This is a genomic window from Cohnella rhizosphaerae, from assembly GCF_029525575.1.
GTDB lineage: Bacteria > Bacillota > Bacilli > Paenibacillales > Paenibacillaceae > Cohnella > Cohnella rhizosphaerae.
This window is the reverse complement of sequence record NZ_JAPDIA010000003.1, coordinates 1,682,961-1,704,268: the sequence shown is the minus strand read 5'-3', so window position 1 is coordinate 1,704,268 and position 21,308 is coordinate 1,682,961. Positions and strand designations below refer to the sequence as shown.

Annotated in this window: 11 protein-coding genes and 2 pseudogenes; 2 read left to right on the top strand and 11 right to left on the bottom strand. The window is 61.5% G+C overall.

Features of this window, described 5'->3' with window-relative positions; translation table 11 throughout:
* Window positions 1–4: 4 nt before the first annotated feature.
* From OMP40_RS13300 to OMP40_RS13270, 7 genes are all read right to left on the bottom strand, one after another.
* Window positions 5–1,021, bottom strand: coding sequence for a Gfo/Idh/MocA family protein (locus OMP40_RS13300; RefSeq protein ID WP_277531910.1), 1,017 nt, complete (start codon window positions 1,019–1,021; stop codon window positions 5–7).
* Window positions 1,022–1,082: 61 nt separating this feature from the next.
* Window positions 1,083–1,919, bottom strand: a complete 837-nt coding sequence (locus OMP40_RS13295; protein WP_277531909.1) for a carbohydrate ABC transporter permease — start codon at window positions 1,917–1,919, stop codon at window positions 1,083–1,085.
* Window positions 1,916–2,893 carry a carbohydrate ABC transporter permease gene (locus OMP40_RS13290; protein ID WP_277531908.1) on the bottom strand — a complete coding sequence of 326 codons (978 nt, stop codon included), beginning with the start codon at window positions 2,891–2,893 and terminating at the stop codon, window positions 1,916–1,918. Before OMP40_RS13290 ends, OMP40_RS13295 begins: the two co-directional genes overlap by 4 nt.
* Before the next feature lie 60 nt (window positions 2,894–2,953).
* Window positions 2,954–4,336 carry an ABC transporter substrate-binding protein gene (locus OMP40_RS13285; protein ID WP_277531907.1) on the bottom strand — a complete coding sequence of 461 codons (1,383 nt, stop codon included), beginning with the start codon at window positions 4,334–4,336 and terminating at the stop codon, window positions 2,954–2,956.
* A gap of 344 nt (window positions 4,337–4,680) precedes the next feature.
* A complete protein-coding gene (locus OMP40_RS13280; RefSeq protein ID WP_277531906.1) occupies window positions 4,681–6,411 on the bottom strand; it encodes a helix-turn-helix domain-containing protein in 1,731 nt (576 codons plus the stop codon).
* Window positions 6,353–6,775 (bottom strand): hypothetical protein, encoded by a 423-nt coding sequence (locus OMP40_RS13275; protein ID WP_277531904.1) that lies wholly within the window; start codon window positions 6,773–6,775, stop codon window positions 6,353–6,355. Before OMP40_RS13275 ends, OMP40_RS13280 begins: the two co-directional genes overlap by 59 nt.
* A gap of 215 nt (window positions 6,776–6,990) precedes the next feature.
* Window positions 6,991–8,082: a DUF3048 domain-containing protein gene (locus OMP40_RS13270; protein ID WP_277531903.1), complete on the bottom strand. Its 1,092-nt coding sequence runs from the start codon at window positions 8,080–8,082 to the stop codon at window positions 6,991–6,993.
* 257 nt (window positions 8,083–8,339) lie between these two features.
* On the opposite strand from OMP40_RS13270, the gene OMP40_RS13265 reads away from it, so the two are divergent.
* Window positions 8,340–9,380: a LacI family DNA-binding transcriptional regulator gene (locus tag OMP40_RS13265; RefSeq protein ID WP_277531902.1), complete on the top strand. Its 1,041-nt coding sequence runs from the start codon at window positions 8,340–8,342 to the stop codon at window positions 9,378–9,380.
* A 411-nt stretch (window positions 9,381–9,791) separates the two neighbouring features.
* Here the strand turns inward: OMP40_RS13265 and OMP40_RS13260 are convergent, their stop codons facing one another.
* The gene (locus OMP40_RS13260) at window positions 9,792–13,190 is read right to left on the bottom strand and encodes an alpha-amylase family glycosyl hydrolase (RefSeq protein ID WP_277531901.1); all 3,399 of its coding nucleotides are present in this window, start codon (window positions 13,188–13,190) and stop codon (window positions 9,792–9,794) included.
* Between the two features lie 397 nt (window positions 13,191–13,587).
* Between OMP40_RS13260 and OMP40_RS13255 the strand changes: the two are divergent.
* Window positions 13,588–15,340 (top strand): annotated as a pseudogene (locus OMP40_RS13255) (glycoside hydrolase family 13 protein).
* Window positions 15,341–16,305: 965 nt separating this feature from the next.
* On the opposite strand, the gene OMP40_RS13250 reads toward OMP40_RS13255, so the two are convergent.
* The 3 genes and pseudogenes from OMP40_RS13250 to OMP40_RS13240 form a co-directional block, all read right to left on the bottom strand.
* Complete coding sequence (locus tag OMP40_RS13250) at window positions 16,306–17,361, bottom strand: phytanoyl-CoA dioxygenase family protein (protein ID WP_277531900.1); 1,056 nt, start codon at window positions 17,359–17,361, stop codon at window positions 16,306–16,308.
* A 328-nt stretch (window positions 17,362–17,689) separates the two neighbouring features.
* Window positions 17,690–18,454 (bottom strand): annotated as a pseudogene (locus tag OMP40_RS40105) (AMP-binding protein); the annotation flags it as partial.
* A gap of 1,396 nt (window positions 18,455–19,850) precedes the next feature.
* Window positions 19,851–21,245, bottom strand: coding sequence for an alpha/beta hydrolase (locus tag OMP40_RS13240; protein WP_277531899.1), 1,395 nt, complete (start codon window positions 21,243–21,245; stop codon window positions 19,851–19,853).
* Window positions 21,246–21,308: the final 63 nt, after the last annotated feature.

Sequence of the window (21,308 nt, the reverse complement as noted above, 5' to 3'; positions counted from 1 at the left end):
GGCGTCAGATCCGCTCGACCGCCCCGCTCAGGACGGACCGGTGGATGGCATGCACCAGCTTCGTGTTGAGCAGGCCCGCGGCCGCGCCGGACTCCGGCTTCGTGCCGAGACGGACATGGTCGACGAACGCGTTCAGCATATAGCTCGGCGCGGAGGTGAATTGGCCGTTGATCGGCGTGCCGAGCGTATGCATATGGCTGTAGACGCCCCCGGCCTTGCGCACCATTTGATCGGACAGATCCACGTACAGCGCGCCGTCGTCCCCGATGATCTCGTACTTGAAGTCGTAGATCAGCGGCATCGACTCGGGCAGCACCCAGCTGGTGGTGAACGTCGCGTGCGTGCCGTCGTCGAAGCTGACGACCGACTGGATCGAATCGTACGTGTCGATGCCCATGCCGACGAGCTTTTTCTTCGTGCCGACGGCGTAGACGCTGACCGGCGTCGCGGTCTTTTTCAGCCACAGCGCGATATCCGTCGCGTGCGGCAGCAGGAACCAGCCCGGCGACGAGCCCTTCGACCACTTGAGCATCTGCGTGGGAACGAAGATCGTATCGTTAAGTCGCGCATTGATCGTAAGAATGTCGCCGATCTCGCCGCGCTCGACCGCTTCCTTGACCGCAACGAACGGCGTGTTCCAGCGGTTCTCGAACGCCACCATACAGGTCACGCCGGCGCGGTCGACCGCCTCCCGCATTTCCTCGGCTTCCTCGACAGAAGTCGAGAACGGCTTTTCGACCATGAAGTGAAGCCCGTGCGCCGCCGCCAGCATGACCGGCTCCTTGTGGAGGAAGTCCGGCGTCGCGATGACGAGCGCATCCAGCTGCTCCCCGGCGATCATCTCGCGGACGTCGGCATAGCCGGGAACGTTGTAGCGCGCCTTGCTCTTCTCCAGCGTAGCGGCGAAGGCGTCGCTGACGGCGACGAGCTCGGCGTGCGGATTTTGCAGCAGCGTGTCCGCGAACAAGCTGCCCCGGATACCCATGCCGACGATGCCGAATCTGATTTTTCCCTTTTCCATAGCCGATAGCTCCTCTTAGAAAAACGTAGAATAATTGCCGCGGATGCCTGTAGTACCTGTATTACTTGACCGCGCCCGCCGTCATGCCGCTGACGAGATGCTTCTGCAGCAGCCAGAACGCGATGACGATCGGCAGCGTCGTCATGACGGAGCCGGCCATCAGATAGTCCCAGTTGACGACGTATTGCCCCTGGAAGCTGGCGATGCCGACCGAGAGCGTCCACTTGTCGTAGTCGCTGAGGAACGTCTGCGCGAACATGAATTCGTTCCAGCTCGTCAGGAAGGAGAAGACGGCCGTCACCACGAGTCCCGGCAGCGTCAGCGGCAGAATGACCCGGACGAACGTCGTCCAGCGCCCGGCGCCGTCGATCGAGGCAGCCTCGTCGATGGCCGTCGCTACGCTGTCGAAGTAGCCCTTGAGCATCCACGTGCAAAACGGAACCGCAATCGTCGAATACGCGATCACGAGGCCGAAGTAGGAGTTCAGCAGGTGGTAATCCTTCATGATGAGGTACAGCGGGATGATGAGCAGCGAGCCCGGCAGCATCTGCGTCAGCAGGATGATATAGCCGATGCTCATGCGGCCGCGGAACTGGAAGCGCGACATCGCATAGCCGCCCAGCGCCGACACGATCAGCGACAGCGCCGTCGTGAGCAGCGAGACGATCGCCGTATTTTTGAACCAGGAGATGAAGTTCACGTTCGGATCGGCCTTCGCGTTCAGCATCCCTTTGTAGCCCTCGGCGTTCAGATGCTGCGGCAAATACTGCAGCGGCTTGCTGTAGATCTCGGCCTGCGGCTTAAGCGAGGTCAGGATCATCCAGACGAACGGCGCGATCGCAAACAAAGAGATCAGGACGGCGGCGATATAGACGATAGGCATGTTTCTTTTTTTCACGCCGATTCACCCGCCTTCGTGGCCTTCATGTAGAGCACGGTGAAGACGACTGAGATCAGCAGCAGGAACATGCCTGCCGCGGCCGCGAGACCGAAGTCGAACGACTTAAAGCCGGCCCGGTAAATGAAAATCGTCAGCAGCTCCGTGGCGCGGCTCGGTCCGCCGCCCGTCAGCACGTATACGATGCCGAAGTCCTTGACCGTCCAGATGACGAGCAGCAGGAACACGATGACGGATACGGGCTTCAGCGCCGGCAGCGTCACGCTCGTGAACTGCTTCCAGGCCGAGGCCCCGTCGATGCTCGCCGCTTCGTAGTGATCCTTCGGGATGCCCTGCAGACCGGCCAGCAGCATGATGGCGGCGAACGGGAAGCCCTTCCACACGTTGACGATCATCGCGGACCACAGCGCCGTGTCGGATTCGCCCAGGAAGGCCAGAGGGTTCGACAGAATGTTCATTTTGATCAACACGTCGTTAACGACGCCGAATTGATAGTCGAACATGAGGATGAAGACCAGACAGGTGACAACCTCGGGGACCGCCCACGGGATGATGACGAGCGCCCGGACGAGTCCGCGGCCCTTGAACGGCGTGTTAAGCAGTACGGCGGTCCCGATGCCCAGTACAAAGCGCAGGACGACCGTGACGAAAATGTACAGGAACGTAATGCCGAGCGACTGCCAGAAATAGCCGGAATCCATAACCGCCGCGTAATTATCGAATCCGACGAACGGATGCCCGTCCGCGATCGGCTTCGCGACCTTCCAGTATTGAAAGCTCATCAGCGCCGCCTTCAGAATCGGATACAGCAGCACGAGTCCGACCGCCAGCGCAAGCGGCGCGATAAACAAATAGGCGGCCCTGTTCTGCTTCAGCCTCCGCCACTCGGAGCGCCAGAAGCGCGTCCTGCCGGCCGGTTCTGCCTGCTGCGTCGTCAAGGAGGGCTGTCCGGGAAGCGCGTTGTCGTTGTTCATTTCCTTCCTCCTCGCAGGCTTCGAATCCAGCGGCGCGAGCCGCCGGACCGGCCTGACGAATTAATTCATCGCTTTTTTCATCTCTTCCGCCGCCTTGTCGAGCGAAGACTTCGCGTCTTGCTTGGCGACGAACATATTTTGCGCGTAGTTGATCAGCGTCTGGTTCAGCGTGCCGAGCTCGGGGATCGGCGGATCCATGACGGCCGGCGCGTATACGTTCTGCTGGAAGTCGAAAAACTGCGCGGCAAGCGGATTCGCCTGAGCGTATGCGTCCGTGCCGGCATAGGCTTTGCTGCTCGGAATCATGCCGGATTGCGAGACGATCTCCTGCGCTTCCGCGGAAGCCATCCACTTCAGGAAGTCCCAAGCCTCGTCCGGATGCTTGCTGTTCGCGGAGATCATGGCGACGAGCGGATAATTATGCGGGTTCGGCTTGTACGTCTGGCCCTCGTATTCGACGGAAGGCTGCGGCATCAGGCCAAGATCGTCCATCAACGCCGCGTCGCGCTCTCTTGTCATGCCGATGAACCATGGGCCGTCCATCATCATCGCGGCCTGGCCGTTCCAGAACATCTCGCGGCTGACCTTCTTGTCCCGCGTGCCCGGCGGCGTCGCCTGCGGATTGTCGATGAGGTCCTGCCACCATTCGGCCGCCCACACATTGGCCGGCGAGTTGACGTTGATCCGGTCGGCCGTATACGGGCCGGATTCGCCGTCGCCGAAGAAGATGCCGTTAGACACCGGCCGCGCGACGAGCCGATACCACTCGGATGCGACGAACGGGTGAGAGCCTACGACGCTCGAAAATCCGTATTGATCGACCGTGCCGTCCCCGTCCGTATCGACGCCCAGCTTGATCGCGGCCTGTTTGAAGTCCTCCAGCGTCTTGATCGAAGCGGGATCGATGCCGGCCTTTTGGAACAGCGACTTGCGGTAGAAGATACCGGTCGTGCCCCAAGCGTAATCGGATAACGCATAATAAGAGCCGTTTACCTTGCTAAGCTCCTGGCCGACGAGGTCCGTCTCCAGCTCCGTTCCTTTGATGCGGTCGTCCAGATTCAAGAAGGCGCCCTTTTCCCCCTGCAGCGCGTTGTAGGTCGCGATGTTCTCGGGATAGACTTGAACGATATCTCCCTGCGTGCCCGCGATGATCTCGGTGGTCAGCTTGTCCCAGAAGTTTTCGTAGTCCGTGCCGTGAACCGTGATCTCGACGTTGGGATTCGATTCGTTGTACTTTTGGATCAGGGCGTCGATCGCTTTCTTGTGAGGCGCTTCCGCATAGACGGAAGTTTCGAAGGAAAGCTTGACTTTCTCCGCTCCCGCCGAGCCGCTGCTCCCCGCATTAGCGTCGTCTCCTCCGTTCGAGCAACCCGCCAGTACGACCGTGCCGACTGCGCCGGCCGCCGTCAGCAGCGCGAGGCTTTTCTTGAATCTGTTTTTCATCGGATGACCTCTCCCTCTTGCATCGAATGTCGACCTGACCCAACGTGCCGCCAAGTCGTGCCTTAATCAAATCATCGCCGCACGGACCGCACAACAAACCATTTTCTCCGATCCAACCAAACGGTCAATCTCATGTCATCGTAAGCGTTATTACGATGGTACGTTTAATGACATGAACCAAGCATACGTTTTATCGCCTTAACCAACCTTATTCCACCTGCCAACTTTTTTCCCCACGCCAAAAAAATTCCGTCATATCAACGTTTTTAAGTTCACCAGGGACAAAAACAAACAATCCGGCCGCGCTTGAACGCGTGACCGGATTGCGATATGCAGCGGGTCGTTTACCCCTGCTTTTCCTTGCGGTAATCGATCGGCGGCACGCCGACGATTTTTTTGAACGTGCGGGCGAACGAGATCGGACTGCTGTAGCCGATCCGCTCGGAGATCTCCTGGACCGGCAGGCTCGTCTCGGACAGCAGCTGCTGGGCGTGGCGGATGCGAAGGTCGATCAGGAAGTCGACGAACTTCAGGCCGAACTCTTCCTTGAACAAACGGCTCAAATACTTGCCGCTGATGCCGAACTTGTCGCTGAGATAGTCCAGCGACAGCTCGGGCCGCGCGAAGTCGGACTCGATGTACGCCTTGACCTCCTTGATGAGCACGCCCTGGTTCCGCGATTCGCGCGACTGCTCCACCCGCTCCTCGAACGCTTCGAGCGCCTCGAAAAAGGCGTGCGCGATGTCGCCCATCATCTCGACCTCGGCCAGCGTCTTCGCGAGCGCCGGCATGATGTCCGTGCTCCACAGGCGCCGGTACTCGGCGCTCATGCCCTCCACGGCCCGGCCGAGGTTGAAGATCAAGTAATTCATGACCTGCCCGATATCCTCGCGCGACGCCCGGTCGAGCTCCATCTGCCGGATCAGCGAACGGAACTCCGCCCGCCACTTTGCGTCCGACAGACGCAGCAAGTCGACGATGCCGTCGATCCGCTGCAGGTGGCGGAACACCTCGCCCCGGCCGGTCGGTCCGCCCGTATGCTTCAGAATCCGGTTGTTGCCTTCAATGGACTTGTATTGCAGCGCGGCGAGCGCTTCCTGATAAGCGTCGTGGATGTTCTCCGGACGCGTTGCGGGCTCTCCCAGCCCGATCGTCATCTCGAACGGAAGGTCGGCCCGGATGCGCGCATGCCACTCCCCGATCAGCGCGGACATCGCCTCGTCCGGTACGTCGCCTTCGCTCATGAGCATCACCGCGAGCTGGTTCGCCATCGTCCAGAGCATCCACACCCGGCACCCTGCGGCCTGCTCCGTCAATCCGCCAACGATCGCTTCAACGGCCTTTTTCCAACCGTCCTGTTCCTCCTGGCCGTACGTCCGCCGCCATTCCGCGCTTCGGTCGATCTCCAGGACGACGACGAACGCTTTGCCGAACGCGGGATACATGCCGTGCTGGTCCGCCGTAGCCGCCCATTCCTCCGGCCCGACCTGTCGGATGCCCTCCAGCAGCCCGTACAGGTAAAAGTTCCGCTTCACCTCCAGGTCCTGCTGGAGCTGCAGCTGGAACCGGCTGTTCTGGTCGATCATGTTTTCCATCATCGAATGGATATATCTGAATTCTCCGCCGTAGCGCTCGTCGCCGTCCTTAACCGGACCGCTGCCGGGCGAGTAGCGCTCCAGCTGCGCGACCAGATTGCGGATCGGACGATAGTTCTGACGGGTCATCCACACGATCCAGCCGAGCGCCAGCGCGCAGACGAGCAAACCCAGCACCAGCCAGACGTTAAAGAGGGACAGCAGGAACGTAATCCATTTGCCGTCGTTCCACTCGCTGACGAGACGCCAGCCGGTGTAGTCGGACACCGACTCGGACGCGAGCGTCTTGCTGGCCTTCGGCGCGACGTCCGCGGGGTCCGTATGGAACAAATCCTGTCCCGCGCCGTCGTACAGATGCAACTGCGTGACCGACGCATCGTACATGTCCCTGACAAGCTGCTGGAGGGAAGCCGCGTTGACGTTAATGACGATCAGCCCGTAGCGGCCCGAGAAGATGGACACGCTCCGCGTCAGCGTCACGACCGGCGTCCCCGTCTCCGAGGGGGAGCTCCTTGTATAGCCGGAGATCGGACCATTTGCTGTTCGGCGCGTGCAGGCTCGATTCGATAAAGGCGGCGTCCGGATAACGATTGAGCGGATAGGTCGTGCTCATGTTCAGAACCATGCGGTCGTCGGCCCGGACCATGTAGATCGAATGAATGAGCGGGTTGGCGATCTTGAGCTCCGCCAGCTCGTTCATGACGTCGACCTGCAGCGACAGATCTGCGGCCGTCGGCTCCGAGAAGTAGCGCAGCACGGTGCGGTTGCGCAGCATTTCCAGCGTGATCTTCTGGTCGATCGCCGTCAGCGAGGCGTCCACGACAAGCTGCGCCTGCCGGGTCACGTAATCGTTCGTCTTGCGGGCGGTTTCCTGGTTGCGGCTGTTCAGAATTTGGAAAAAAATAAAAAAACAGAAAAGCAGTCAGGATGAAAAACGCCGGCAAGTAAGACAGCAGCATTTTGCCGAACCAGGTCCTGCTGCCGCCCGTTCTCTCTCTGCGAAGCTTGAGCCTCATCCTTTACGCCCCTTCTTCTGGCTGCGATTGCGGATTGATGCGTTTATTCGTACGTCACGTGGCTCGCGAAACCGCCATCCGTCGGAACGACATGATAATAGGTCGTGCCCGGCAGAAACTTGAGCTCGCGGCCGTCGCGGTAGATGCGGACGATGTCGCCCGGAGCCCGCTTCCACTCGCACGCGATCGCGCGCCCTTCCTGGAACAAGACGGCTTCGCCGCCGCCGTTCAGATCGATCTCCAGCCGTCCGTAATCGTCGTATGTACGATGCTTGGCCGACAGGACGACGAGATTGGCGGCCGTGAGCTGACGGGAATTGTTCAGGTCGATATGCGGCTGTCCGTTGATCGAGCGGGCGTACAAATGCGTCTCGGCATCGTATCGATAGGACACCTTGTAATCGGACAATTGGAATTTGAGCTCGATCTGCGTTGCCGCGGGCTCCCCGATCACGTCCGGCGTCGGATCGAACTGTACCAGCGGCACGGTCGCCGTCTCGTCGTACTTCATTTTCCGTGCGCCCGTATACAGCTTGTCTTGCGTAGAATAAAGGTTGTGCGGCGCCTTGCGGTCCTTGCTGCGGTAAAAATAGGCGCCGGCGTTGTTGATCTCGTCCATGTCGGCCTTGCCCGAATGCTGCAGGATGGCGAGCGCGTCGTTGCTGGCTCCCGCGTGAACGAGGACGCCGCCGTACGTCTCGCCGATGTCGATCAGATAAGGTCGGATGCTGCGGATCGGACCGATCGGATCGTCGAACGTCTGGCTCTGGAAAATCGCGACGAGTCGCGTGATGCCTCCCTCGGCGAGGATCTCCCATACCGTGTCGGCATGCGTCAGGCCGGACTGGGGACGCGCAGCCTTGAAGTTGTTGATCATGACGCTGAGCGGCCTGCGGGTGATGGCCTGCTCCGTCGGCAGTCCGGTGAGCGGCGCGAGGAATGCGGCGGTCGGATCGGCCGCGGATGCGGTCGGCGCGGCCGAAGCCGAGGCAGACTGCGAAGCCGTCGCGGTATCGACCGGGGCCAGCGCGGGCTTGGCCTTGCCGCCGCAGCCGGTCGCAAGCGCGGCCAGCAACGATGCGGCCGTCAGCGCGAGCGCGGCGCGGCGCACTGGGCTGGGGTAGCGTAAAGTCATCCGTTATCCTCCATGTCGTCGGTCTGTGCGTTCCGAACTTGATTCTACTATTAAACCATAACCGCGCACCGCTTGTCTTGGGTCGTGCGGTCCCGGGGGCAAACCGGCGCGGCGCGGATGTTGTCGACGCGCAGCGCGTGCGCCGTTTGCATATGTCGCGTTGGGAAGCACTGTGCTATAATGGGTGAAACCGGTTTTTCACCACCAATGATCGTTGAGGGAGAGGGATTTCGTTGCCGGAGGGAACCTCGCGGAAAGTGACTATACAGGATATCGCCGACGCCGCCCAAGTGGCCAAGTCGACCGTATCCAAGGTCATTAACGATTCGCCGAAAGTATCGGACCAAACGAAAAGCCGGATCTGGGGCATCATCCGAGAGATGAATTATACGCCCAGCAGTCTTGCTACGCAGCTGGCCAAGCAGACGAGCCGGAATATCGGCTTGTTGATCGACTTATCCAGGGAGCATGAGTTCCTGGATCATTTTTTCTTCAATATAATAGGCGGCATCGAGAGCGCGCTCGTCGAGCGCAAGTACGAGCTGACGATCTCGAACATTCAACAGCCGGACCGGCCCGAGCAGCACTTCATGAAGCGTCTCGTTCTGAACCGCCGGGTGGACGGCCTCATCGCCAACAATTCGGTGCTGACCGAGCAGCTCTGCGAAGAGCTGCTGGCGCACCGCTTCCCGTTCATCTCGATCGGCGAGGTGCAGTCGCCGGTTAGTTGGGTGGACTTCGACAACGAAGCCGGAGGCCACATGCTCGCAGCGCATTTGCTGGAGCGCGGCTACCGGCGCCTTGCCTTTTTCGCCGGCGAACGGGACGAGAAGCTGTTCGTGCGGCGCTTCGGCGGCTTCGCCCGCATGCTCGCCGAGGCCGGCTTGCCCGCGCCGGACGAAGCCGCATTGCGCGGCCTTGCGGACACGGACACGGGCTACGCGCTGGGGCTTCGGATGCTGGACCTGCCGGTCGGCGAGCGCCCGGACGCCGTCGTCTGCATGAGCAACTACGCCGCGTTCGGCCTGCTTAAGGCGGCTCGCGAGCGCGGCGTCGACGTGCCGGGCGGACTCGGCATCGCGGCCTTCGACGATTATCCGATGTCGCCGTATACGACGCCGCCGCTCACTTGCCTCAAGATCGACACGTTCCAGCTCGGCGTCTCGGCCGGCGAGCTGCTCCTCGAACAGCTGCGGGATCCCGATATGCCGCTGCAAAAGCGCATGCTCGAGCCGCAACTGATCGTGCGGGAGTCCACACGCTCGGCGGAGACCGCGGCCGGCGGGCAGGCGGTTTGAGCCGCGGCAGCGGCTCTCTGAGGTAGCGGCTCTCTGCGGCTGCGGCTCTCTGCGGCTGCGGCTCTCTGAGGTAGCGGATCACCGAGGCAGCGGCTCTCTGAGGTAGCGGATCACCGAGGCAGCGGCTCTCTCTGCGGCTGCGCCATCTGGGATAATGGTTAAAAGGCAGTTATTTTCATCGCAAGTCCTGCGCACGGCCCGATAGTGGCTAAAAGGCAGTTATTTCATTCGCTTGAGCCCCATAAAGCCCCCCCAGGCCATAATTAAATGCTTTTTAACCGCTAATTACGGTTCGACTTTCATTTTCGTCCGAATTAGTTGCCTTTCAGCAATTATCGCCGCCATCCGCATGCAGCATAAAAGCCTGCCCGCTCCCATTCGGGAACGGACAGGCTTTTTTACGGTACTTTCTTATAGGTCCTTCCACCGTGCCACGGTCACGTTCACCGTCTGCGCGCCGCCGCTCGGCGTCAGCGTACGGTTGGCGATATCCGCCCCGCTCGACGTCGCTTCCACCGACGCCCACGTGCCGCGCGTCAGCTTGTACGTGTACGCCGTCCCCGGCGTCAGGCTCAGCGTGATGCTGTACACGCCGTCCGTCCCCTTCGTCAGCTGATAAGCCGGGTCGGCCGCGTTCCAGCTGTTGAAGCTGCCCGACAGGTACACCGGTCCGCTCGCCGGCGTGTTCGACGGCACCGTCACGCGGAACGTCACGCTGTCCGCCTGCGGCTCGCCCGACGTCTTCGTTCCGCCGACCAGCGTCCATACGCCGCTGTCGAAGTGATAGTTGCTGCCGCCGTTATTGTCCCACGTGCCGCTGCCGTTGTTGAACGCCGCCGTCAGACCGGCCGCGCCGTTCAGCGGAATCGTGATCGACTTGTAGCCCGGATACGTCGTCGATGCCGTCATTTGCACGCCGGGCGATGTCGTCCAGGTCGTCGAATTGTCCAGCTTGTAATGGATGTAGGCGTTCGTATATGCCGTGTTCTTGTAGTAGATCGTCACGCTGCCGCTGCCCGCAGGCGTCGTCACCGTCGCCGCCGCGCTGGCCGCCGAGGCGTTGCCCGCCGCATCCAGCGCCTTGACCGTGTAGCTGTAGGCCGTGCCCGCTGCAGCCGTGCTGTCCGTGTACGACGTCGCATTGCCCGCCGCGCTGCCGATCTTCGTGCCGCCGCGGTAGACGTCGTACGCCGTCACGCCGACATTGTCCGTCGACGCCGTCCACGTAACGTTGACCGTCGTCGCGGACGTCGCCGTCGCGCTCACGCCGCCCGGCACGGTCGGCGCCTGGCTGTCCCCGCTCGTCGGCGCGCCTGAGGCGATGCTGCCCGTCGGCGTGTACGTCCACGTGCCGACGCCGAACAGATAGTTTTGCGAGTTGTTGCTGTCCCACGTCCCGCTGCCGTTGTTAAAGCAAGTTTCGAGCTGCGTCGCCGTGCCGATGTTAATCGTGATCTTGTTGTAGCCGGACACCTCGGACGCCGGCATCGCCACGCCCGGCGCCGTCGTCCACGTGCCGCCCGCCGGACGATAGTGAATGTAAGGCGTCGTGAAGCCCTGTTTATAATAGATCGTCACATTGTTGCCGGCCGAAGTCGTCGCCGATGCCGCCGCGCTGAACGCCGACAGATTGCCCGCCGCGTCCTTTGCTTTTACCGTGTAGGTGTATGCGGTAGCAGCCGCAAGGCCCGTATCGGTGTATGACGTGCCGGTTGCGGTGCCTACCAACGTGCCGCCCCGGTACACTTCATAGCCCGTCACGCCGACATTGTCGGTCGAAGCCGTCCAGGTGACCTGGATGCTGGACGAGCTCTGCGCGGTCGCCGCGACGTTCGTCGGCACGTTTGGCGCCGACGTGTCAGGCTGACCGGTCGTCGCCGATGCCGAGGCGCTCGCCGCCGACAGATTGCCCGCCGCATCCTTCGCCTTTACGGTATACGTGTATGCGGTGTTCGCCGCGAGACCCGAATCCGTATAAGTCGTGCCGGTCGCCGTGCCCACGAGCGTGCCACCCCGGTATACTTCATAGCCGGTCACGCCGACGTTGTCGGTCGAGGCCGTCCAGCTCAGCTGAATGCTGTTCGTGCCCTGCACCGTCGCGGTCAGGCCGGTCGGTACGGTAGGCGCCTGCGTATCGGACAGCGCCTTGGCGTATACCTTGGCTCCGTTCGCGCCGATCGAGACGGTGATCTGCTTGCCCGTCGCGCCGCCGGATTGAACCGTGACCGTGTCGGACGCGTTCAATTGATTGACCAGCACCGTGCCGACGGTCAGCGTGCTCTCCGCGCGCAGCGGAATCGTGACGTTCTGCGTACCGCTGGACGCGTTGCTGAATGCCGAGATGACTTCCTGGCCGACGTTCGCGCCGCTGTCCATGCGCCGGGAGAAGGCGTACAGATTTTGCGCGGACCACATTTCGCGCTGCGTTCCCTTGCGGAGCGCCTCGTAATTTTTGCGGATCTGGTTCAGCTTGGCCACGTATTGGAACGTGCTTGCATTTTCGTCAAAGTAGTTGGTGATGATGTTGCCGCTTGCGTCGCGCTTCACCATCGACCAGCGGTTCCACGTGTCCGCGATGCCGCCGGAGATAATCGATCCGTTGCCGTTGCCTTTGTTCTGCTCCGTGCCCTGGAAGACGACGGGGACGCCGCGAACGGTGAAGAGGAACGTCAGCGCGTTCTGCAGCTTCTCTACGCTGCCGCCCGCTTCGGTCAGGAACCGGTTGCGGTCGTGATTGTCGAGGAACGTGACCATGTGGTTCGCGCTCCCGTTGTAAAGCGAATCCTGCGCCAGCGTGCTCTTGATGTTCGCGTCGAAAGACTGCCCGTAGGCGAAGCTGTTCAGGACGGAGAAAAAGAGCGGGAAGTCGAGCATGCCCCATTCTTTGTTCGATCCGACCCAGCGGGACACGAATTCCGCGTTGCCGTCGAAGTTTTCGCCGAACGTGTTCACGCCCAGCAGATCCTCCAACTCGCCGATGTCGGTCGGCTTGATCAGCTTGGCCGCGTCGACGCGGGCGCCGTCCGCTCCCGTGTAGTCGAACCAGCCCTTGATCGAGTTGAAAATGGCCGACTTGGCTGCCGGTACGTCGAAGTCGATGTCATCGAGTCCGGCCAGGTCGTGATTTTCGATATAATCCTGCGCCCACTGCGTATAGTTGCCGTCCACAAGCGACCAGTTGATGTCGCCGTTGTGATGGTACCAGGCAGGATTGTTAAATGGCGCCGCCGGCTGCAGGCTCGGAATATCGTAGAACGCCTGCGTACCCAGCATGTAGTCGCCGACATGGTTCGGGACGACGTCGATGACGACCTTGATCCCGTAAGAATGCGCCGTGTCGACGAGCTCCTTGAGCTTTTCCTTGGTGCCGAAATAAGGATTGGCCGCGTTCGGGTCCTTGACGTTGTAGCCGTGGTAGGCGGTGTTCTTGCCCGTGCCGCCATTGTCGCGGTTCGTCATCTGCGGCTCGGCGACCGGCGAAATCCAGATGGCCGTGTAGCCCATGTTGGCGATGTACGGCATCTTGTCGATGACGCCCTGCCAGTCGCCGCCCTTCATGTAGCGGAAATCGTCCTCGACCGTCTCGCCGTAGCGAATCGCCGAGCCCGTCGCATTGTTCGTCGGGTCGCCGTCGTAGAAGCGGTCGACCATGATCTGATAGATGGTGTCGCCCTCGCCGATCGTGCCGATGCTGGCCGCCTGCGCCGGCTTCGGCGCGGCCGTCAGCGCAGGCGCGACCATCGCGAGCAGCAGGACGGCCGCCAGCCAGCGAACCGTGAGCTGCCGAAGGATGCTTGTCTTACGAATCATAATAAAGTTCAACCTCCTCAATGGATTAAGCGCTTACAATAACTTGCCTCGCGATTCTCCTGCGCTCCTTTCTTTTCGGCCCGTCATCCGGCAGCCTCTTAATCTATCGCGATCGCTCGCGATTAGGGGGAACCGGTTTCCCTAGTAACAACATAAAGCGTCGGCCAAAAGTTGTCAATCCTCGAAATGCGCGTTGACCCAGTAAAAACGGCTATGACGTGCGAAGCTGCTTACGCGCTATATGGCGCGCCCGACGACGATCGGCTATACTTGGATTGTTCGATAGCGCGTATCCGCTTCATCCAACTTAAAGGCAATGTTACCGGCAGGTACAACCTCGGCGCGCACGTTAGGCTGTGCCTTTTTTGTCTTTCTTGCAAAGGAGCGAATCGAGATGATCTTAAGAGAAGCGGTCTATCATCGTCCCGGACTGAATTACGCCTATGCGGCGGACCGGCGTACGCTGCATTTACGTCTGCGCGCCGCCCGCGGCAACCTGCAGCAGGCGAATGTCGTCGCCGGGGACAAATACGCCTGGGAGTCGACCGTCGTATCGGTACCTATGCGTCTGTACGCGAGCGATTCGTTATACGACTACTGGACGGCTGCGATCGCGCCTCCTTACGGGCGTCTGAAGTACGCGTTTCGCCTGATCGGCACGGACGAAGAACTGTATGTGACGGAGCGCGGATTCGAGACGCGCTTGCCGGCGGAGCCGACCCTCTTTTTCGACTTTCCGTACATCCATCCCGCAGACGTGTTCGCGCCTCCGGCATGGGTCAAGGATGCCGTTTTCTATCAAATCTTCCCCGAACGGTTCGCGAACGGCGACCCGTCCAACGATCCCCCCCGGCGTCCGCCCGTGGGGCGAGGGTCCGACGCCCTCCAACTTCTTCGGCGGCGATCTGAAGGGCGTGTCGGACCGGCTGGACCATCTGACGGCGCTTGGCGTCAACGCGATTTATTTCACGCCGCTGTTCGAAGCGACGACCAATCACAAGTACGATACGCGGGATTATCTGAAGATCGATCCGCATTTCGGCACGAACGACGATTTGAAAACGCTGGTGAAGGCCTGCCACGAGCGGGGCATACGCGTGCTGCTGGATGCCGTGTTCAACCATGCCGGCCGGACGTTTCCTCCCTTCGTTGACGTGCTGGAGCGCGGAGCCGCGTCTCCTTATGCAGACTGGTTCCATGTCCGCGAGTTCCCGCTGACGGTCCGGGACGGCATTCCTACCTACGAGACATTTGCGTTCGAGCCGATCATGCCGAAGCTCAATACGGAAAATCCCGAGGTTCAAGCTTATCTGCTGGAGGTCGCCCGGTACTGGGTCGAAGAGATCGGCATCGACGGATGGCGGCTCGACGTCGCGGACGAGGTGGATCACGCCTTCTGGAGAGCGTTCCGCAACACGGTAAAGACCGCCAATCCCGACACCTATATCCTGGGCGAAATTTGGCACGACGCGATCCTGTGGCTGCAAGGCGACCAGTTCGACGCGGTCATGAACTATCCGGTCACCGACGCCGTCCTCGACTTTTTCGCGCGGGACCGCACGGATGCCGCTGGCTTCGCGGACGCGATCGGCGCCCAGCTCGCGGCCTATCCCGAGCCCGTGACGATGTCCGCATTCAACCTGCTGGACAGCCACGACACCGCCCGCCTGCTCACGCAGTGCGGCGGCAACGAAAAGCGCATGCGGCTCGCCGTCCTGTTTCAGCTCACGTACCCGGGCGTCCCCTGCATCTACTACGGAGACGAGATCGGCATGTCGGGGGGCGGGGATCCCGACTGCCGCCGCTGCATGATCTGGGACGAAGCCGGGCAGAACGCAGGGCTCTTCCGCTTCTATCGCGATACGATCGCGTTGCGAAAAGCGCACGACGCGCTGCGCTCCTCGCATATCGCCTTCCTGGAGGCGAAGCGGGGCGGCAGCTTGCTCGTCTACGAGCGACGAAGCGACGATGGCGCACGAATGGTCGTCGCCATGAACGCGGGCGTGCTGACGGCCGAAGTGTCCGTCGACGCAGGCGGCGCCGCATGGGAGGATGCCTATACAGATGCGCCGGTCCCAATCGATAGCGGCAAACTGACGGCCGCATTGCCCGCTTACGGCTATGCGGTCTGGCGGCAAACCGATGGCTAGGGAGACCAAGTTCCACAAGAAAACTAGCTTGTTCCTAACCGAGAACTTCGGCGTCCGCGCGATGGCGCAAGAGGCCAGTTTGTTTCTAACCGAGACTTCGGCGACTCCGCGATGGCGCAAGAGGGCTAGTTTGTTTCTAACCGAGACTTCGGCGTCCGCGCGATGGTGCAAGAGGGCTAGTTTGTTCCTAACCGAGACTTCGGCGACTCCGCGATGGCGCAAGAAGGCCAGTTGTTCCTAACCGAGACTTCGGCGACTCCGCGATGGCGCAAGAAGGCCAGTTTGTTTCTAACCGAGACTTCGGCGTCCGCGCGATGGCGCAAGAGGGCTAGTTTGTTTCTAACCGAAACTTCGGCGACTCCGCGATGGCGCAAGAGGGCTAGTTTGTTCCTAACCGAGACTTCGGCGTCCGCGCGATTGCGCAAGAGGCCAGTTTGTTCCTAACCGAGACTTCGGCGACTCCGCGATGGCGCAAGAAGGCCAGTTTGTTTCTAACCGAGACTTCGGCGTCCGCGCGATGGCGCAAGAGGGCTAGTTTGTTTCTAACCGAGACTTCGGCGACTCCGCGATGGCGCAAGAAGGCCAGTTTGTTCCTAACCGAGACTTCGGCGTCCGCGCGATTGTGCAAGAGGCCAGTTTGTTCCTAACCGAGACTTCGGCGACTCCGCGATGGCGCAAGAGGCCAGTTTGTTTCTAACCGAGAATACTTCGGTAAACTCAGGGTGAAGCTGTCTACACCGAATTTTTCTGATATATGCAAAAAAGCGGCAGGCTTTCCGCTTTATGCCTGCCGCTTGTTGCCGATACCGGCGTCCTATGAAGCCGACGGATGCGGATATCGCGATCGGCCGGCCTGTCTTCTATGCTTTTCACCCTTATCAAGCTTTCCGCGCTTTACACGATTTACACGATTTACACGATTTACACGATTTACACGCTTTACACGCTTGCCCCGCTTTCCCTTCTTAAAACACCTGCTCGCTGTACCCCATCAGCCGCCGCCTGCGCGGATTGCTGCGCTGGGCGATCTCTTCCGGCACCCGGTAGGCGCCGTTGATATCGTATGTCATGTGCGGCACGATAAACTTTTTGCGGTAGATGACCTGCTGTACGTAGCGCGGATCGTCGCTCTGATTGCGCGCGCCCCGGTGCCAGATTTGGCTGTTGAAGACGAGGCAGTCGCCCGCTTCGGCCAAGATCGACACGGGTCCTTGCCCCTTGTACGCGCCGATCTCCTCGGCGAAGCGGATGGCCTGGCCTGCGCGGTGGGAGCCCGGCACGACCTGTGTCGGACCCTGATCCTCCGTGACGTCGTCCAGGTAATACAGCGCGTTCATCAGGAATACCGGCATCGGGATGCTGGCGTCCAGCTCGGCGCCCTGCGGAAGCGGGAAAAACAGCGCCTCGTCGACATGCCATTTGCTGACCCCATTGTTCCTGGTCGTTCGCATGCCGTTCATGCTGCTCAGCTGGCAGTCCGGCCCGAGCACCTCCTCGATAAAGGCGCTGATGACGGGATGGTCGACGAGCGCCTCGAAAACCTCGCCCCGCTCGAACATCGGCCCTTGCATCATGACGTTGTCGTCCTTGCCTTCGAACGCCAGCCGTATCCCTTCCTTGAGCGCAGTCGTCTGCCCCCGGTCCAGCACGTTTTTGAATAATACATAGCCGTCCTTGTGAAGCTGCTCCAATTCTTTGGCAAAATGCGTCGCGATCGTCGTCATTTTGATTCCGCCTCTCTTCGTCCATTCATATTTGGCGTGTCTTCCTGCGCGTGCGGCTTGCGAATTTTTTTCAGCCGGCTTGCTGGTGAGCGATTCCCGGGTAATGACGATCTTCTGAGGTATCTTGTGGGCAGGCAGCTTATCCCGGCAAAACGCCCATATCCGCCTTCGCAGCTCGCTCACGCTCGGCGCTACGTCCTCGCGCAGCTTCACCGTCGCCATCACCATCTGCCCCGTGATGCCGCTCGTCTCCGCGCTCACGACGACTTCCTCGATGCCGGCCAGCTCCTGAAGCACGCTCTCCACCTCCGCGGGGTAGACCTTTTCCCCGCCGACGTTGATAATCTCCGATCGCCGCCCCAGAATGCGGATATAGCAGTCCTCCACGACCGCCTCGTCCCCCCGTTCGCAGCCATCCGTCGTCGGTGAACGGGTCGGGCGCGTTCAGATAGCCGATCATCGCGGATTCGGCCTTGATCTCGAGCAGTCCGTCGACGATCCGATACTGGGCGCCGTCTCCCTGCAGCGAGAAAAGCAGCGAATCCGAGCTTTTGGACTTCGTCTTGAGCACGCCGAGCTCGGACATGCCGTACGCCTGTACGGCGCGGACATCGGGAAACGCCGCGTTCCAGGCGGCAAGCGTGCGGGCCGGCATCACCTCGGAGCCGTAGGAGACGACCTTCAGGCTGCTTAGATCGTACGCCCGATGCGCGCCGCTCAGGAGCAGCAGGTTCATAAAGGTCGGCGAGACCGGCAGCACCTCGATCCGGTAGCGCTCGATCGTCCGGCACACCTCCTCCGGCGACCGGTCCTTGAGCACGTGCAGGCAGCCGCCGTTCGCCAGCGTCGTCAGCAGCGTGTTCATCCCGCCGATATGATCGAACATCATGAAGGGAATCGTCCTCGCGGCGCGCCCTTCTGCGCGGAACTTCGCCAGCAGCCTGTCTGCGCGGTGCACGGCCGCCTTGCTTCTGCCCGTCGAGCCGGAGGAAAAAAGCACGATTCCCGGCACGCGCTGGTACAGCAATCCGCGCAGCAGCGGACTGCGGACCTCCCTGCCGTCCATACGGCGGATCGACAAGTCCGCTTCGCGCGCGCAGATTCTTGCCTGCGCTTCGCCGACGTCGAGATACTCCTCGACCTTGGCCGCCACCAGGCTGCCGTCGATCGGCAGCACGATGCAGGACTGGCCCAACAAAGCGAAAATAGCGGCTGCGGCATAGGGCGAATATTCGGTCTCCAGCGAGACGACGACGCGCTCGATTCCTTCTGCCTGCAGAAGGCTCCTCATCGTCTCGATCTGCCCGATCAGCCAAGCGTAAGAATAAGCCCGGTCCCGCCAGACGATCGCCGACCGCTCGCCGTACCGCTCGAACCGCTCCGTCAACATGCTGTATTCTTGCATCGCGATCCTCCTCAGCCAGCCTCTGGCAGACGTTCGAGCAAATAATCGACCAGCGTGTCGACCGTGCGGTAGGGACTGTCGGGCACGGCTTGCGGCGGCGATGTCCGACAGCGCGACGCCAAGTCCGAGCGCTTCCTCGATACCTTGCTCGACGGAAGCGAGCAGCGAGACGAGTCCGAGCGAGTCGAGATTGCCGTTGCGGCCGTAGAGCGGCGCCGCGGCGCCGAGCTCGACGGGAATCGCGCCGTCATGGAGCCGGTTCAGGTCCTCGCAGCTATCGAGCACGATCCGCAGCAGCGCTTGCCTTACGCCCGCTTCCCCATCCTCCCGACGCGCGCGCTTGTCGAACAGGCCCGCCGCCCGCGAATCCGCCCAGAGCGTCTCGTACAGCCGATGCTCGCGACCGGCCAACGCTTCCAGCGAGGCGCCGAGCTTCGCCAGCCTCTCGGCGGCCGAACGGCCTTGCAATTGCTTGTGCGCCTCCTCCCAATCCGCGATGACCGCCTCGAACGCTTCGGCATGCGCCTTGAACGGCGAGCCGAGCGTCTCCGCCGTCTCCCGCAGCAAGTCGCGGAAAAAGTACCGGCTCCACCGCATGTCGAACAAGTATGCCGACAGCGCGCCAAGTGACGCCGCCCCTTCAGACAGGCTAAGGTGCAGTTGCGCCAGCAGTCTTCTCGTGACCGCGTGGCCGAAATAATACGTTCGTTCTCCTTCCGCGATCTCCCGGGCGGACAAGTATTCGTGCGCATGCGTGGCTACCGCCCGCAGCAGCAGCTCCTCATAGGCAGATGAACGCGCGTCGTCGGACGCGACGATGCCGATCGAGCAGTACGAATGCAGCTCCTCCTTGCGCTTCGCGCCCGCCAGCTCGGGGATTGCCTTGTTGCCCTTCCAGAAATCGCCGAACGCCTGCAGCGACAGCGGGCCGATATAGCGTGCCGGCACCGGGTCGTACACCTGCAGCCGCGTCTCCTCGATGCCGTATACGGCGAGCCAATGATCGACCAGATACTGGCGCGAGGCGGGATCGACGAGCTTCGCGATGTACTTGGGGGACAGATAGTCTTCGCAATACGGCAGGTAATAGCTCGTGCCGGTCGCCAGAAACAGCTCGCCTTCCCCGATCAGACGCCGCCCTTCGCGCAAGCCCGCCTCCAGGCCGTCATACTCCGTCTTGCCCGTCTGGCGCCAGACGGCCTCGGCATAATCCAGCTTGTTGAAGTAGGTTTTTACCAGTCCCGTGTCGGAGCAGGCAGTCACGCCGTACAGACGCGCTGCAGCCAGAAGGCCGAGACCGCTGCGTATGCCTTGCCGTCCGAGCACTTCGCGGATGAGCGGAAGATTGCAGGGATAGTAATAGGGAATGTCCATCAGCGGTTCAAAAGGTCGAATCAACGCGGCCCCTCCCTTCCGACGCCCGGGATCGCGTCTCTTCCCAGCGCGCGACCTCGCAGTGCAGCGACATATCGTCCGACGCCCGGAACGAACGATTCGGCAGGACGCCGCCCGCGGCATCCGTCTCGAACTTGCGGAACCCTTTGGTGAAGCGGAAGCGATAGCCGGCGTCCCTCGGCACCCGGAATCGTCCGGCATACCGGTTGCCGCCGGCATGCACCAGGCGCATGCCCATCGCGCCGTAAATGGCGTCGGGCGGCGTCTCCTCCGGCGGGACGTCTGCGGTCATCTCGACGACGACGCGATCGGACAGCGCCGGCACTACCGTGTAGACGCCGGTCGCCGCAAGCCCGCAGCAAGACAGCGTCAAGGTCGTCGTTCCCGGCCGCCGCGGGAGTAACGTGCCGTCGGGCAGCGCCTCCAGCACGGTCGGGTCCCCGACGCGGTATTCGCCGTTCAGCACGCTGACCGCGAAGCCGCTGTCGTAGCGCAGGATCGCATTGACATGCGTCCGATGACCGCCCGCAAGCCCGATCTCGGTCCGGCCGCGAAGCTCGAGCGACGCCGGACTTCCCGTTCGGCCGAACATGTACAAGAGCGGAAGATGCACCCGATCTCCCCAGTCGGTCTCCTGATGCGCGGCCTCGGGCTGCTCGAGATAAGCCAGATCCTCGCCGTAGCGGAAGCCTTGCCCGATGAGGTCGACGGCGACCTCGCGCACGTGCCTCGGCAGAAAGAGTCCTTCCGCATCCCCGATGTCCATCCATACTTTAACGGGGATGCGGCCCTTGTACGATTCATAAAGTCGTTCTTCCCGCAAGCCGGCGGGCGCCTCGTCGTCCAGCTGCGGCTTGACGAAGTAGGGCGACAGCAGCAGCAGCTTGCCGAATACGTCCGGACGGCGGAATCCCATGTGGTAGGTGCACAAGCCGCCTGCGGAAGACCCGATCAGGCCTGTATTCGCCGGATCCGGCAGCGTGCGGAACCGGGCATCGATGTACGGCTTCACCTCGTTGACGACGAAATCCTCATAGTCGAGTCCCGCGCACCGGATAAAGGGCGCTTCCTCGGCCGGCGCCTTGAAGTGATAATACTCGTTGACTTCGGCTGGCCGGACATGGGCGATCGCCACGATGATGATCCCGTCCATCTGCCCAGATTCGATCAACCGCTCGGCCGCGCGATGGATGCGCCAAGATTCGGTCCCCGGCGCGGCCGGATCGAAGGCGCGCTGTCCCGCATGCATATAGAGCACCGGATAATGCGCGGACGTCTCCCGGCGGTAGCCCGGGGGCAAGTATATGAATAACCTCCTTTCGTTGTCTAATCGGCTGGCTCGAAATCCTTCTACCGTCAGTACAGTTGCTTGAAGCGGCATATCTCTCCCTCCGATCTGCTATCTTTCTAAGCTCCTTTTCTCCTTTTCTCCTCTTCTCCTCCT

Excerpts from the sequence above, each read along its gene's own strand:
- OMP40_RS13300 (WP_277531910.1), bottom strand. The coding sequence starts at position 1,021 with ATGGAAAAGGGAAAAATCAGATTCGGCATCGTCGGCATGGGTATCCGG.
- OMP40_RS13290 (WP_277531908.1), bottom strand. The coding sequence starts at position 2,893 with ATGAACAACGACAACGCGCTTCCCGGACAGCCCTCCTTGACGACGCAG.
- OMP40_RS13285 (WP_277531907.1), bottom strand. The coding sequence starts at position 4,336 with ATGAAAAACAGATTCAAGAAAAGCCTCGCGCTGCTGACGGCGGCCGGC.
- OMP40_RS13270 (WP_277531903.1), bottom strand. The coding sequence starts at position 8,082 with ATGACTTTACGCTACCCCAGCCCAGTGCGCCGCGCCGCGCTCGCGCTG.
- OMP40_RS13260 (WP_277531901.1), bottom strand. The coding sequence starts at position 13,190 with ATGATTCGTAAGACAAGCATCCTTCGGCAGCTCACGGTTCGCTGGCTG.
- OMP40_RS13240 (WP_277531899.1), bottom strand. The coding sequence starts at position 21,245 with ATGCCGCTTCAAGCAACTGTACTGACGGTAGAAGGATTTCGAGCCAGC.